The sequence below is a fragment of the Labilibaculum manganireducens genome (genome assembly GCF_002843385.1).
Lineage (GTDB): Bacteria > Bacteroidota > Bacteroidia > Bacteroidales > Marinifilaceae > Labilibaculum > Labilibaculum manganireducens.
Window position 1 is genome coordinate 1 of sequence record NZ_MVDE01000058.1, and the last position, 14,508, is coordinate 14,508.

Below are 14,508 nucleotides of genomic sequence, written 5' to 3' on the forward strand. Positions count from 1 at the left end.
CCCAATTGGCAAAGTTGGATTTTAGCCCTTTCAGGCAAAGGATGGTGGCGTAAATCGGGATGTCCACAAGTTCATCAAGCAATGAATCTTAAATGGTTCGAGGATTTAGGTTTGTTTAATATGTCGATTAAATACGCACTGTTACAAAATTAATTTGAAACCGCCGTATACGAGAGTACGTACGGTGGTGTGAGAGGGCGGGGGAGTAATCCCCCTACCTACTCGATTTTCTTTTCTTTTAACTGCGCTTCAAGCTTATACATTTCATCGCGATATTGGGCTGCTTGTAAAAAGTCCATTTCCTTAGCTGCTTTTTGCATTGCTTTTTTGGTTTGTTCAATGGTTTTTTCCAAACTGCTTTTACTCATGTATTGAACAACAGGATCCGCTGCGATTTCAATTGAATCCGGACCGGAATAAGCAACAGGTTCATTGTCTTTGCCATGATTCATCGTGCTTGCTTTCGAACGGGTAATTTGTGTTGGAGTAATGCCGTTTTTGGTATTGTAATCCAATTGTTTTTCTCTTCTATGATCTGTTGCATCGATGGTTTCCTGCATTGACCGGGTAATTTTATCGGCATACATGATCACTTTGCCATTCACATTACGGGCAGCTCTTCCCGAGGTTTGCGTTAAAGATCTGGTGGATCTCAAAAATCCTTCTTTGTCAGCATCTAAAATTGCAACGAGAGACACTTCCGGAAGATCCAATCCTTCACGCAATAAGTTTACACCAATTAAAACATCAAAAACACCATTTCTTAGATCTTCCATTATTTTCACCCGATCTAATGTAGTAACATCGGAATGAATGTACCGGCAGCGAATATTTAAATTGGTGAAATATTCCGATAACTCTTCTGCCATTCGCTTGGTGAGTGTGGTAACCAAAACACGTTCACTAATTTGTGTGCGTTTGTCGATTTCGGCAATTAAATTGTCTATTTGATTAAGGCTTGGGCGAACTTCTATTTGCGGATCAAGTAATCCGGTTGGTCTGATCACCTGCTCCACAACAACGCCTTCGCATTTTTCCAATTCATAGTCGGCAGGTGTCGCACTTACGTGGATTGTTTGTTTGGCAATCTGTTCGAATTCTTCGAATTTTAATGGGCGGTTATCCAGCGCCGAAGGCAAGCGGAAGCCATATTCAACCAAATTTATTTTTCGGGAGTGATCACCACCATACATGGCACGAATCTGCGGAATGGTAACATGACTCTCATCAATTACCACCAAAAAATCATCAGGGAAATAATCCATAAGGCAGAATGGGCGGGTTCCCGCAGCTCTTCCATCAAAATACCGCGAGTAATTCTCAATTCCTGAACAGTGTCCCAATTCCCGGATCATTTCTAAATCGAAATTGACTTTTTCTTCCAAACGTTTTGCTTCCAGATGTTTTCCTATATCTTTTAAAAAGGCAACCTGAGCTACCATATCATCCTGAATTTGATGAATGGCTTTTTGGACCCTGTCTTTACTGGTAACAAATATATTTGCAGGATAAATCGTTATTCTGTCATAGTGATCTAATTTAGCTCCGTTAATTGGGTCAAAAGAGTAAATTTCTTCAATTTCATCATCCCAGAATATAATGCGATAAGCAAAATCAGCGTAAGCCGGATAGATATCAATTGTATCTCCTTTTACCCGAAAATTTCCACGGTCAAACTCTATTTCATTTCTTGAGTACAAAGCATCGACAAAGGAGTGAAGAAGTTTGGTGCGGGAAATTAATTGTCCTTTTTTAATTTCGGTAACATTAGCATGAAAATCTTCTGGGTTTCCAATACCATAAATGCAGGAAACAGATGAAACTACAATTACATCCTTTCTTCCGGACAGAAGGGCAGAGGAAGCGCTTAAACGCAGCTTTTCAATTTCATCATTAATGGATAAGTCTTTCTCTATATAGGTGCCTGTTACCGGCAGATATGCTTCCGGCTGATAATAATCGTAATAGGAAACGAAATACTCAACAGCATTGTTCGGAAAGAACGTTTTGAATTCACCATACAACTGAGCGGCAAGAGTTTTGTTGTGACTTAAAACCAGGGTTGGGCGCTGTACCTGCTCAATTACATTGGCGATGGTAAATGTTTTACCTGAACCGGTAACCCCAAGCAGAGTTTGATGAGGAGCGCCATCGTTTAAGCCTTTGCATAATTCTTCAATGGCATTTGGCTGATCTCCTGTTGGTTTAAATTTTGATTCAATTTTAAATTTCATGCAGCACTTTTGATTGGTTCGATGTCTGAATTGCTAAAATATAGAAACAATATGAACCTTGATAATTTTAAATGGAAAATCTAGCTTATCAGATCATTTCAGAAAGAAAAACAGCCGATTACGTTGTTGGTAATCAGCTGTTTTATTTTATTTGATTGTTTTTTTAATTGTTTAACTGAAAGTAAACGGGGAAGTGATCGCTGTAACCACCAAAGTATTTAGGACCGGCGTAAGTGCGGTTGGGAACCAATATACCTTTTGGTGTTTTGTGGCAAATCCAGTCAGCATTATAGATTTTTCCTGCCTGATGATTTGTATGCAGTCCTTTTGTATTGCTGATAAGGCTGTTGGAAACAATTAGATTGTCGAGCATGTTCCAATCACCCTTGTAGTTGTAAGTGCCTTTTCCGTTTATTTTTAAATCGTACATTAGATTGTAAAGAGCTTCTGGATTTGATGTGTCCTTATTGTTGGTAGCGGCTAAAATCTCTTCAGCAGATTTGTTGTTCGGTTCATCATTAAAATCTCCCATGATAATGATTTTCGCATTGGGATTTTTTTCCTGCAATTTATCAACGGCAATTTTTAATTGCTCAGCTACAAATACACGATTTTTCTCCGATTTTTCTGTTCCTCCTATTCTTGATGGCCAATGATTAACAAATAGGTGTAAGGTATCATTAGAACCTAAAATACCCTCAACATGAAGAATATCGCGTGTTTTGTAGTTTGGTTCATCTGGAAAATGAATTCCAATTATGTCATGACTTAGGTATTTGAATTTGTTTTTTTGATACAGAAGTGCACAATCAATTCCTCTTCCATCCGGACTTTCGGTGTGGGCGATGCCATAATCAGCAGATTTTAATTTTTCCTGACTTATTAATGCTTCCAGTACAGATCGGTTTTCTACTTCACAAAGTCCGATAATAGCAGGGAAATTATTTTTATCGATAGAAGATAATACACTGGAAAGATTTACCAATTTTTTCTGATATCGTGCGGCAGTGTATTCTAATTTTCCTTCAGGCGTAAAATCGTCATCCCGAGTGTTTGGATCGTTAAGAGTGTCAAATAAATTTTCGACATTATAAAATGCAATCGTATACTCCTTTTTTTCCTTAGAACAGGAAAAGGCGATGAGAGCCACCATAAGAACAAACAGTAATTTTTTTAACATGAAATAGTTTTATTGATTCTAATAAAAAGGAGTGACATCGGTTACTCTCATGCCTGCAGCTTCAGCGGCCCGAAAGCCTAAGCTTGCATCTTCAAACACTTGGCAATTTTCAGGAGAAATTCCCATTAGTTCAGCACATTTTAAAAATGTATCCGGTTCCGGCTTGTGATTTTCTACATCATCAGCACTTACCAGAATAGAAATGTACTTATCTAAACCTAAAAGCTGCATGGTTTCAGAGGCAATGTTGCGTTTTCCACCAGTTCCTACTGCCATTGGTATTTTACCATGATATTTGTATACCAAATCGGTAACGGCAGTAATTTCTTTGATTTTGTGCATCTCCTTCGCGAAAAATTCTTCTTTCATATCAGAGAATTTTTGTGGATCAATAGTCCGGTTGTTTTTCTCGTTTAGTAAATCGATAATTTTAGAAGAAGGCATTCCGGCACAACTTTTTAAAAAATCAACACTAAATTCCAAGTTCATGATTTTGGCTGTTTTTACCCAGGCTTCATAATGTAAAGGCATTGTGTCAGCCAAGGTTCCATCTAAATCAAAAATAAATGCTTTAGTACTTGGGAATATATCTATTTTTTTCATGGTCTTCGTTTTTTGTCTTTCTATTCGTAAGTTTATTGTTGCAATCCTATTTTTACCTGTGTAAGATTACATTAAAATGATTAGAAAGGGATGCCTAAATTATTAAATAATTTTTAATTAATTGCACTGAATTTTCTTTAATTGCAGATTCTTCGGATGCCGTTTTATGATCTGAATAACAGCTTGTTAAATTGTGTCTTGCTTGGATATTTCGTTAAAAATATTTAAATTTCCAATGTTTTAACAACTTTTTATTTAATCAGCCGTTATTATAACTGTTTGATTGAAGTGAAAATTAAAAAGCAGTATATGAAGATTGTAGCTGGAAGTTTGATTCTACTATTTGTGATGATGAGTGTTTCTGTGAGTGCCAAAAACAATTCTTTGGCTGAAAAAAGAGCAAATCTAATTACATCCTGGATGGAGAAGAAGTTGGATTTGTCTGCGGAACAGATTACGCAGATTGAGGTTTTAAATTTGAAGTATGAAAAAGAAATTGAAAAGCTGACTATGGAGAAGGATGGATTTCCTTGTATGCAGGCAGTTCGCGATAGTTTGAAACGCAAAGAAGTCGAAATGAAAGATGTTCTGTCCGATAAACAGTTGGCAAGTTACATTGAGTGTAAGTGTGAACTGAAGGAAGAACTAAAACGGAATTGCAAAGATTTGATGTAAAAATAAATTTTAAATATAGGATCCCAATCGATTTAGGTTGGGATTTTTTTTGTCCAAATTCAGCAATGGGGATAAAGAGATGAAAAAATCCGAATTATTTACATGTTTGTAACATCCGTTACACTTTTTGCTATCATCCTGTCGCATCTTTGTGGTATCGAAAGAGGAAATCAGATTTTTTTCAAAAATTATTTCGTTTGCTCTTTCTCAATTTTATTACTGGAATAATCAAATTTATAACATTAAAAAATATTATTATGGCTATGTTTTGTTATCAGTGCCAAGAGGCAGCAAAAGGAACCGGATGTACAATTAAAGGTGTTTGTGGAAAAACCGATGAGGTTGCAAACATTCAGGATTTACTGATGTATGTGATGAAAGGAATCTCAGTTTTCAGTACCAAAGCCCGTGAAGCTGGTGTTGAGAATGATAAAGTGAACAACTTCATTATGACGGGTTTGTTTATGACTATTACTAATGCCAATTTTGATAAAGTAAAATTTGTAGCGGCTGTTCGCGAAGGTCTTAAGCTACGTGAAGAAATTAAAAATCAGGCAGAAGCAGCAGGTGTTACTTTTGAAAACCTTCATCATTCCGCAACATGGTTTGCTGATAAAGAGAATGATTTTGATGCAAAAGCACGTGTTATTGGAGTATTGTCTACTGAAAACGAAGACGTTCGTTCATTAAGAGAATTGTTATTGTATGGTTTGAAAGGTTTTGCTGCTTACGTTGAGCATGCTTACAATTTAGGTCTTGAAAAAGTGGAAATGTATGCTTTTATGCAGAAAGCTTTGCAGGCGACTACTGATGATACACTGACCGCTGATCAATTGGTTGCTTTGGTTATGGAGTGTGGTGCTAATGGTGTAACTGCTATGGCCACTCTTGATGAAGCAAACACAACTGCTTATGGCAATCCTGAAATTACTAAAGTGAATATTGGTGTAAGCGACAAGCCAGGTATCCTTATTTCCGGTCATGATTTGAAGGATATGGAAGAATTGTTGAAGCAAACTGAAGGAACTGGTGTTGATGTTTACACTCACTCTGAAATGTTGCCTGCCAATTACTATCCGGCATTTAAAAAATATGAGCACTTTGTAGGTAACTACGGAAATGCATGGTGGAAGCAGAATGAAGAGTTCGAAACATTTAACGGACCGATCTTGTTCACCACCAACTGTATTGTTCCTCCTACTGCTAAATCTACTTATCAGGATAAAGTATACACAACAGGAGCTTCTGGTTTCCCAGGATTTAAGCACATTACTGCTGATGAAAATGGCAAGAAAGATTTCTCTGAAATAGTTGAGTTGGCTAAAACTTGTGCTGCTCCTATTGAAATTGAAAACGGAACTATCGTAGGTGGATTTGCTCACAACCAGGTGATGCAATTGGCAGATAAAGTTGTTGATGCTGTAAAATCAGGAGCTATTCGTAAGTTCTTTGTTATGGCAGGTTGCGACGGTCGTATGAAAGGTCGTGATTACTATACCGAATTTGCTGCTGCTTTGCCAAAAGATACTGTAATCTTAACTGCAGGTTGTGCTAAATACCGTTACAACAAATTAGAGTTGGGTGATATCGGAGGAATTCCAAGAGTATTGGATGCAGGTCAGTGTAATGATTCATATTCGTTAGCAGTTATTGCATTAAAGCTGAAAGAAGTGTTTGAACTAAATGATATCAATGAATTACCAATTGCTTACAACATTGCATGGTATGAGCAGAAGGCAGTTATTGTATTGTTAGCGCTTTTATCTTTAGGTGTTAAGAACATTCACCTTGGACCAACATTGCCGGCTTTCCTTTCTCCAAATGTTGCTAAAGTGTTAATTGATACTTTCGGAATTGCAGGAATTGGTACTGTTGACGAAGACATGAAAATGTTTTTAAATTAAGAATAAAATTGAGGTTTAAAAAAGCGTTTCGTGGGTGAAGAAAGACAGAGGAGATTTGTGAATGGAACGTTTTTTGGAGTTTGTTATATTATAGTTTGTTAGGGTGATTAGCTGCCTAATGTAGATGATTTAAACTCTGCATTAGGCAGTTTTTTGTTTTATTTTGTTGCTATTTTAGGAACAATTTGTGTAATGTTATATGTTGTTATGGATAAAGCTAAAACAATGAAATTCTTAAAGAAGTACCATAAATGGCCTTCTTTGGCATTGACTTTCTTTATTTTATTATTCGCAATTTCTGGAATTGTGATGAATCACCGGGGAGTATTTTCGTCTGCTGATGTAGATCGAAAATATTTGGGCAGTGAGTATCAGTATTCAAATTGGAATAAGGCTGCAGTGAAATCGGCTGTAACAATTCAAGGAGATACAGCATTAATTTATGGTAATATCGGAATCTGGAAAACTATCGATAATTTCAAAACATTTCAGGACTTTAATTCCGGCTTTACAACTGGCGTCGACAACAGGAAAATTGAAAAAGTGATTAAAACCAGTTGGGGAACGCTTTATGCCGGAACATTGTTTGGGCTTTTCTGTTATAACTGCCAAAGTGAAAATTGGGAAAACATTGACTTGCCTGTTTCTGAGGAGAGAGTTGTTGATTTGGTTGAAATTAAGAATCAACTATTTGTTTTGACACGTTCTCACTTGTTGAAAAAAACAGAGATTGGTTTTGAGATCGTAAATTTGCTTCCAGATCAGAATTACGACAATAAGATCAGTTTGTTTAAAACATTGTGGGAAATTCATAGTGGTGAGGCTTTTGGAATAATTGGGCAGTTGTTTGTTGATTTTATAGGCTTGGTGTTCATTCTTCTGTGTGTAAGTGGCTTGGTGTATTTTATCTATCCCAAATGGGTAAAGAAGTTGAAGCAGAAAGGAAAAGATGCTAAGAGGAAGATTAAATTTCTAAAATTTAATTTGAAATGGCACAATCACTTTGGATATTGGTTAATAATTTTTCTTGTCCTGACTACTCTAACGGGGATGTTTTTGCGTCCGCCATTGTTGATTGCGATAGTCTCCAATCGGGTTTCTAAAATTCCACTTACGCATTTGAACAACCCGAATCCTTGGTACGATCAGTTGCGCAGGATCATGTACGATAAAGAATTGGACCGAATTCTATTGGCAACCAATGAGAGTATATATTATTCTGATGATGATTTTACTTCTGCTCCGAAAGTTTTTGCAGTACAGCCTCCCATTTCAGTAATGGGAGTGAATGTGTTCGAAAAGGTGAATGATGGGAGTTATCTGGTTGGATCGTTTAGTGGATTATTTTATTGGATTCCTGAAAAAGGATTAGTTTTCGATTATATTACTAAAAGACCATATGTTCCTGTAAAAACGATGGGGCCGCCAATTTCTGCCCACCCAATTGCTGGATATTTGAAAGATTCAGAGGGAAAAGAAATTTTGTTTGATTACAATTTGGGCTCAGGAAATTTAAGTGATCAATCCGGTTTTACCTCAATGCCTGAGAATATTCAGCAATCACCCATGTCGCTTTGGAATTTGTGTTTGGAAATTCATACCGGAAGAATTTACCGGTACATTTTCGGAAAGTTTTACATCCTTTTTATTCCTCTTTCCGGGATTAGTATTTTATGGATTTTGATAATGGGATTTGTTCTGTATTGGAAACAAAAGAAAAGAAAGAAATAGTTTTATTTCAGGATAGGATAGTTTAAAAAGAGGCTGAATCATCACGGTTCATCCTCTTTTTTTTAGGAATGCTTGAAATTAACAGTTCGTTTTTTTTTTTTGTAAGTATCTGATTGTTAAGATTGTTTGCATTATGCTTGATTCAATGTAAAGATTTGAAAATAAGCGTAGTGTAAATCAGTCTAATATCTCACATCTAAAATCTAACGATCTATTGAATTGTAAATGATAAGTTAAAAGGAAAAAATTATTTACTGAAAGTCTGTATCTTTATCGCCGGATTAAAAAAAGGAAAAGCATGTTCAACTTTGAAGATATAAATCTGGACCGTATTGTGGTTCATAATGTAGGAAATAAGCATCACGATGAAGATTTGAAACTTTCTAAATCGGAAATTCAATTGGAAGATGATGATGTTAAGGATATCCTGCTAAAGTATTTTTTAACAGCCTTTAATAAGGAGGAATTCTATAATTTCCAGCATGATACCGATTTAAATATGAATGAGGTGTATTGTTATGCCTCGGAGTATTTTGAGGAGAATGTTTCCTTTTACGATCAGTCAACCAATATTGCAGTTCATCTGTACGAAAAATCGAATCATCCGAATATAAAGGGTGGCGAATTTTATTTGGTGGGCTTTTCGAATTGCGTGGTTGATGGAGAAGTTTGCGATGCGTTGGGTATTTTTAAATCAGAAAATAAAGACACTTTTTTAAAGGTGTACCAAAAGCAGGATAATTTTGAGTTGGGATGTGAAAACGGAATCAATATCAAGAAATTGGACAAAGGCTGCCTGATTTTCAACTCCGAAAAGGAAAAAGGATTCAAAGTTTGTATTGTTGATAAAACCAATTCGAACAAAGAGGCTTTGTACTGGAAAGAGGACTTTTTAAATTTGAAACTTCGCGAAGATAATTTCTATCATACCCAAAATTATTTGGATATGTGTAAAGGTTTTATTGGTGATGTGTACAACGACGAGAATGAGGTTGCCAAAGCAGATCAGATTGATTTAATGAACAAGTCAATCAATTTTTTTAAAGATAAAAAGCTGTTCAACGAGGAATTATTTAAAAAGGAAGTGATTGAACAACCTGAGGTGGCCACTGCATTTGATGAGTACAAAACCTATTATCAAAATGAACAGGGAACAACAGTTACACCAGAATTCACAATTAATAACGATGCTGTAAAAGGAGAGCAAAAGCACTTTAAACACATTTTAAAATTGGATAAAAACTTTCATGTTTACATTCACGGACAGCGAAAATTCATTGAAAAAGGATATGATGCCGCCCGTGATTTAAGTTACTACAAACTGTTTTTCAGAGACGAGAATTGAGTCAGGTGACCAAGTAAAAAGGGGAAAGGATCAAGTTTAAAGCAGACCTCGTCAGAGTATTTTATACCTGACAGTGTCACCCAACTACTTTACGGTAATTTTGTACCCCAGAACCGGCTGGTTTTCGAAATAAATGATCAACTCATCATTACCTTTCTTGTTTGTTGGTACTGAGAAGTTAACGATGTTCTTTTTTAGAATAGGTTTTACGAGTTGGCCAAATTTTTCACTCTTAAAGTGATAGGCAATCGGAATGCTACTTGGAACATTTGCAATTGAAAAGGCAATCTCATTTCCTTTTCGGATTGATATTAATCCATTTTCCGGACTGATTATTTGGTAGCCTTTGCCAATGAATTCATTAAAAATGGCAGGCTGAAGTGCAAATTCTTCCCGGGTAAATTCTTTATTTAGCAGCAACCATTCCTGATTGTCAGGGTAATGTTTCATGGCAAATTCCTTTGGATTGCTATCGAAATAAGCAGGAGTATATTCTTTCAGGAATTCCATTTTGGCGTAGTCAACAGAACCTGCTGCCCAGGTAATATCTGCAAGCTTCCATTCCCCATTAATTTTTACAGCATTCCATGCATGGTTCGAAGGCAGTTTGTTGTTTCCTATCTCCGAAACAAATCGTTTTGCCACGCCCGGTATTATTACACATTCAATGTTTAGCAAGCTGCATATTTCCTGATAAAGAGTTGCATAGCCTTCGCATAAAGCTTTGTGGCTCTTCATTGTTTTCTGCGCAAGCTCTCTTCTGAACTGATCTTTTTGTGTCTGCAAATCTTCGTCTGAAGTATACGAAAAGCGGATTTTCTGAATCTTGTTTACTCCTTTTGTTTTGTATTCAACATTCATGGCAATCCATGCAAAGGCAGCTCGGGTTCTATCTTCATCCGTATTGAAATCAGTTTTTATTTTATCAGCTAATTCTTCATAAGAGCTAAAATTCGCCGGGTATTTCGAAATGATTTCATCGACTTTGGTTTGAGAGAAACTTTCAAAATGAAGCAAGGTGAAAAATAGTACAAGTAGGAACTGATATCTAAAAGGAATCGCCATATGTCCGTTTATTTTTTGTTTTAAAGTAATCAGATAGAATGGCAAACGCAATTTCGATGCCATTATTTGATTGCTTAGGGAGTAAATGCATTTTTTTATTTGAACACATTATGGAATTGTTTTGAAGGAAGAATGAACATTTTTTGTTCTGTATTGATGAAGGAAGAATCAATACAAAAAATGGAGCTGGAACTTCAATAGCTTTGTCGAAATAGCAATAAAAAAGAAACGAATACAAATTAATCATTAGAATGTCGGTCGCCCTTATTTTACTTTCCCGAGATGTGGGCACAGTAAAATTAAACAAAGATAAATACACAAAAATAGAGACACTACCAGACAATCCCCCGATTTTCCACTTTCAGGCATTTGGAATTCACTTTAAAGTGCTGGGATTCTACTTTTAGGCATCTGGAATTTACTTTCTCTGACAAAGAGTCACTTTTCGGTCTCGGGAATTCACTTTGGGGTATCCGGAATTTACTTTCTCTGACAAAGAGTCGCTTTTTAGCATCGGGAATTCACTTTGGGGCATTGGGAAACTGCTTTTCCCTGTTAAGGTTTGGGAATAACACTTTAAAAATTACCCCACAAAAAAGACCCACACTCACGGAAGCTTGAGCATGGGCCTTTCGAGTAATATACTTAGTAGTATATGCTTTTAATTATCTTAGGTGATTCACCACTTGATAGATTGGCTGAAGAACAGATTCTCCCAATAAAATACTCCTTTCGGGAGACCAACCAAATTCAGGGTCTGGTAAATCATTATTGTCCTTGAATGGCATTTCAATTGTCAAAGATAAACATTTATATCTTTCTCCAATGTGTTTCGAGCAAATTGCTAAATTTCCTGTTCCAGGTTCGTTCTTCGGATAGCCGTGAGTATCCTGAAAATCAGGACATGAAGCAATCCATGAGTCAATAAATTTTTCCGTTAATTTTTTCAATCTTTCATCGAAAGAAGGGATGCCTTCAATGCCCGATATAAAATTATAAGGCAAAGTTTCATCTCCGTGGATATCCAGATTTATGTCACAACCATACTTGTCCATTAAATTACGTACATGGAAAACTTCAGGACTGTTTTCAATCGTAGGTTCTGCCCATTCGCGGTTGTAGTTAAATCCTTTTGTGTTTACCCGTAAATTGCCCGCAATACTGCCATCAATATTCATATTAGGTACCAAATAAAAAACAGCTTTGTTCAGCAAACTTCTCGAAACCGGATCATCCTGATCCAAAAGGCGGTCAATTAAACCCTGCATAAACCATTCGGCCATCGGCTCGCCGGGATGTTGACGGGCAATTACCCAAATGCTTTTTTTCGCTTCGTCGGCTTCACCAACAATTAGCATATCAATGTCTTTTCCTTCCACCGTTTTTCCAATCGAAACCAATTCACACTCCGGCGACATTTGTGCCTGATGAATTAAATTTAAATGCTGATCGTAGGTGTAAGGAGCAAAGTAAGCGTAGTAAACCGAGTTATAAAGTGGCGTATGCTCAATAATCAACTCTTTGCCATCGTAATTCGATGGAACCCGAAACCAATTCTCACGATCGTAGGATGCCACAGTTTGGTAGCCTTCATATCCTTCCGGATAAGATGCTTTACCGGCATTTGTAATCCGCATTTTAACAGATTCTTCCATTGCGCCCATCAATCTGAAATGGAACCATTGAAAAAAATCAGAATTCGTGTCGTTGGGGATACTTAGCTGTATGTTTTGAGGATTGGCTGCATCAATAACTTCAATTTTACCGCCATCAAAATTCGATGAAATGTTCATGTGTGTATCGTTTTTTTTGTGATTCATTCAAAGGTAGATTTTTTGATTTTTACAGACAAGGAAACTGTTGAATTCTTAAATTGCGATGCCGGAGTACTAATTCACGATTAGTAAACGTTTAAATGATCACAAATTCTTCTATTTTTGGAAGTCTGTTTATCAAGGAAATATTATTTCTCTATTTTTGCAGAGTAGTCCTGTATTTATTTTTAATTCAAACTAATGATCAATTTGTTTCGTCTGAAAGACAACCGTTCAAAAAAGTGGAAGTTTTTAGTGCTTGCTGTAATGCTTGTATTAGTTGTAACAGGATCAGTACTTTTTAAATATTATCAGGATATTTTTTCAAAGAATATTGATTTAGGCGAAGAAGAAACCAGCTTACTGTACATACCCACCAATTCAAATCAGGCAGATGTTCTGCGGATTTTAAATGAAAAAGGCTGTCTTAAAAACAGCTCTTCCTTTCAGTGGGTAATGCAGAAGAAGAATTTTGCAAATCACATTCACCCGGGGCGTTACGAAATTAAAAATGGCATGAGCAATAATGAATTAATAAATTTATTGCGCTCAGGCATTCAAACGCCACTCAATCTTACTTTTAATAATACCCGCACTTTAGAAGATTTTGCGGGCAAAATAGCAGCTCAAATCGAGGCCGATTCAATTAGCATCCTATCGTTGTTAAAAGACGAATCTAAATTGCAGAAATACGGATTTGCACCTCATACCATTATAGGAATGTTTATTCCCAACACCTATCAGGTTTACTGGAATTTAGATGCAGAAAATTTTATTGAGAGAATGCATACAGAGTATGTTAAGTTTTGGAATGCTGAGCGCTTGCAAAAAGCTAAAAATATTGGTCTTTCGCCTGTTCAGGTGAGCACGCTGGCATCAATTGTCGATGAGGAAACCGTTAAAAAAGATGAAAAGAAGCGTGTTGCAGGTGTTTACATGAATCGCTTGAACCGTAAAATTAAATTGGATGCCGATCCAACTTTAAAGTTTGCTTTGGGCGATTTCACCATACGCAGGGTTCTTAACAAACACAAAACAATCGATTCTCCATACAACACCTATAAATACCGCGGATTACCTCCGGGACCAATTCGTCAGGCATCCATTTCCGGTATCGAAGCCGTTCTAAACTACGAAAAACACAAATACTACTACTTTTGTGCCAGTCCTGAATTTAATGGATATCACATATTTGCTAAATCCTTGCGCGAACACAACCAAAATGCAAGTCGCTATCAAAGAGCGCTCAACCAAAGAGGCATCATGAAATAGATTCCCAACATCTCTACACTTTTACACTCTTACACCTTTTTATCCTTTACCCTTTTCTGGGCGTTCCCTTCGGGCGGGCTTTCCGTTTCAACTCCTCACTCGCCTGGGCTCGCTGTGGGGTAACACTTCAATCCCTAACGTTTGGCGCTTAGTTTTACAGTAGTTATGTGGTGTTTGGGTATTGTATTGTATTGTATTGTATTGTATTGTATTGTGATGGTGTATCGCTAAAAAAAAAGCAGGGACTTCGTTTGCTTGAAGTTGTGTTTGAAAAAACAAAATCGCTAAAATTATAATTGCGAGATGGTTGCGGTTGAGTGTTGCCGTTTTTTTACTAAGAAAGCAATAATAATTCTTATATGTTCAATGCACATAATTTAATTTTATTATCTTTACTACCCCTTACTGATAATTAATATAAGAGTTAGCTTCTCCAGCTCAGGTATTACGGGAGAAGTTGTCATTCTTTTGAGTTAAGCGAAACATAAAATGAGTATTATAGCAAAAATGTATGTAGACGATATGGTTTACAACATACGACGATTAGATTTTGGTTTCGACCAAAAAATCAATACCAATGGCACCGCCTCCACACAACCCTTAGGTGGATTATTCAATATAGAGGTAGAAAGTCCCAAAAATACACATCTGTATGCTTGGGGAGCCAGCAATTTGGATATGAAGT

Annotated in this window: 11 protein-coding genes; 6 read left to right on the top strand and 5 right to left on the bottom strand. The window is 36.5% G+C overall.

Translation table 11 applies throughout. The annotated features are described in order from the left end of the window. Nucleotides 1-218 precede the first annotated feature (218 nt). The 3 genes from uvrB to BZG01_RS20795 all read right to left on the bottom strand — a co-directional run bounded on the left by uvrB (nt 219) and on the right by BZG01_RS20795 (nt 4,017). Entirely contained in the window at nt 219-2,234 is a 2,016-nt protein-coding gene (uvrB, locus tag BZG01_RS20785; RefSeq protein WP_101311768.1) for an excinuclease ABC subunit UvrB, read from the bottom strand. A gap of 163 nt (nt 2,235-2,397) precedes the next feature. Beyond that, nucleotides 2,398-3,414 carry an endonuclease/exonuclease/phosphatase family protein gene (locus tag BZG01_RS20790; RefSeq protein WP_101311769.1) on the bottom strand — a complete coding sequence of 339 codons (1,017 nt, stop codon included), beginning with the start codon at nt 3,412-3,414 and terminating at the stop codon, nt 2,398-2,400. Between the two features lie 18 nt (nt 3,415-3,432). Next, nucleotides 3,433-4,017 (bottom strand): HAD family hydrolase, encoded by a 585-nt coding sequence (locus BZG01_RS20795; RefSeq protein WP_101311770.1) that lies wholly within the window; start codon nt 4,015-4,017, stop codon nt 3,433-3,435. A gap of 309 nt (nt 4,018-4,326) precedes the next feature. Here BZG01_RS20795 and BZG01_RS20800 point away from each other — a divergent pair, with 309 nt between their 5' ends. The 4 genes from BZG01_RS20800 (at nt 4,327) to BZG01_RS20815 (ending at nt 9,672) form a co-directional block, all read left to right on the top strand. Further along, complete coding sequence (locus BZG01_RS20800) at nt 4,327-4,692, top strand: hypothetical protein (RefSeq protein WP_101311771.1); 366 nt, start codon at nt 4,327-4,329, stop codon at nt 4,690-4,692. A gap of 257 nt (nt 4,693-4,949) precedes the next feature. Next, the gene (hcp, locus tag BZG01_RS20805; RefSeq protein WP_101311776.1) at nt 4,950-6,596 is read left to right on the top strand and encodes a hydroxylamine reductase; all 1,647 of its coding nucleotides are present in this window, start codon (nt 4,950-4,952) and stop codon (nt 6,594-6,596) included. Nucleotides 6,597-6,749: 153 nt separating this feature from the next. Then, entirely contained in the window at nt 6,750-8,327 is a 1,578-nt protein-coding gene (locus tag BZG01_RS20810; RefSeq protein WP_281256461.1) for a PepSY domain-containing protein, read from the top strand. A gap of 298 nt (nt 8,328-8,625) precedes the next feature. Next, entirely contained in the window at nt 8,626-9,672 is a 1,047-nt protein-coding gene (locus BZG01_RS20815; protein WP_101311773.1) for a nucleoid-associated protein, read from the top strand. Between the two features lie 84 nt (nt 9,673-9,756). Here BZG01_RS20815 and BZG01_RS20820 read toward each other — a convergent pair whose 3' ends face one another. Next, entirely contained in the window at nt 9,757-10,800 is a 1,044-nt protein-coding gene (locus tag BZG01_RS20820) for a transglutaminase domain-containing protein (protein ID WP_101311774.1), read from the bottom strand. A gap of 602 nt (nt 10,801-11,402) precedes the next feature. Next, a complete protein-coding gene (locus BZG01_RS20825) occupies nt 11,403-12,557 on the bottom strand; it encodes a M14 family metallopeptidase (protein WP_218973188.1) in 1,155 nt (384 codons plus the stop codon). A 195-nt stretch (nt 12,558-12,752) separates the two neighbouring features. Here BZG01_RS20825 and mltG point away from each other — a divergent pair, with 195 nt between their 5' ends. Together mltG and tssD are read left to right on the top strand one after the other, a co-directional pair. Beyond that, the gene (mltG, locus tag BZG01_RS20830) at nt 12,753-13,823 is read left to right on the top strand and encodes an endolytic transglycosylase MltG (RefSeq protein ID WP_101311775.1); all 1,071 of its coding nucleotides are present in this window, start codon (nt 12,753-12,755) and stop codon (nt 13,821-13,823) included. A 489-nt stretch (nt 13,824-14,312) separates the two neighbouring features. Next, nucleotides 14,313-14,508, top strand: a 196-nt coding sequence (gene tssD, locus BZG01_RS20835; RefSeq protein ID WP_143470968.1) for a type VI secretion system tube protein TssD, incomplete at its 3' end; no start/stop codon positions are given.

What these genes read in the sequence shown, in the direction of transcription:
- hcp (WP_101311776.1), top strand. Translation starts at nt 4,950, where the DNA reads ATGGCTATGTTTTGTTATCAGTGCCAAGAGGCAGCAAAAGGAACCGGA.
- mltG (WP_101311775.1), top strand. Translation starts at nt 12,753, where the DNA reads ATGATCAATTTGTTTCGTCTGAAAGACAACCGTTCAAAAAAGTGGAAG.
- BZG01_RS20820 (WP_101311774.1), bottom strand. Translation starts at nt 10,800, where the DNA reads ATGGCATCGAAATTGCGTTTGCCATTCTATCTGATTACTTTAAAACAA.
- uvrB (WP_101311768.1), bottom strand. Translation starts at nt 2,234, where the DNA reads ATGAAATTTAAAATTGAATCAAAATTTAAACCAACAGGAGATCAGCCA.
- BZG01_RS20815 (WP_101311773.1), top strand. Translation starts at nt 8,626, where the DNA reads ATGTTCAACTTTGAAGATATAAATCTGGACCGTATTGTGGTTCATAAT.
- BZG01_RS20825 (WP_218973188.1), bottom strand. Translation starts at nt 12,557, where the DNA reads ATGAATCACAAAAAAAACGATACACACATGAACATTTCATCGAATTTT.
- BZG01_RS20790 (WP_101311769.1), bottom strand. Translation starts at nt 3,414, where the DNA reads ATGTTAAAAAAATTACTGTTTGTTCTTATGGTGGCTCTCATCGCCTTT.
- BZG01_RS20800 (WP_101311771.1), top strand. Translation starts at nt 4,327, where the DNA reads ATGAAGATTGTAGCTGGAAGTTTGATTCTACTATTTGTGATGATGAGT.
- BZG01_RS20795 (WP_101311770.1), bottom strand. Translation starts at nt 4,017, where the DNA reads ATGAAAAAAATAGATATATTCCCAAGTACTAAAGCATTTATTTTTGAT.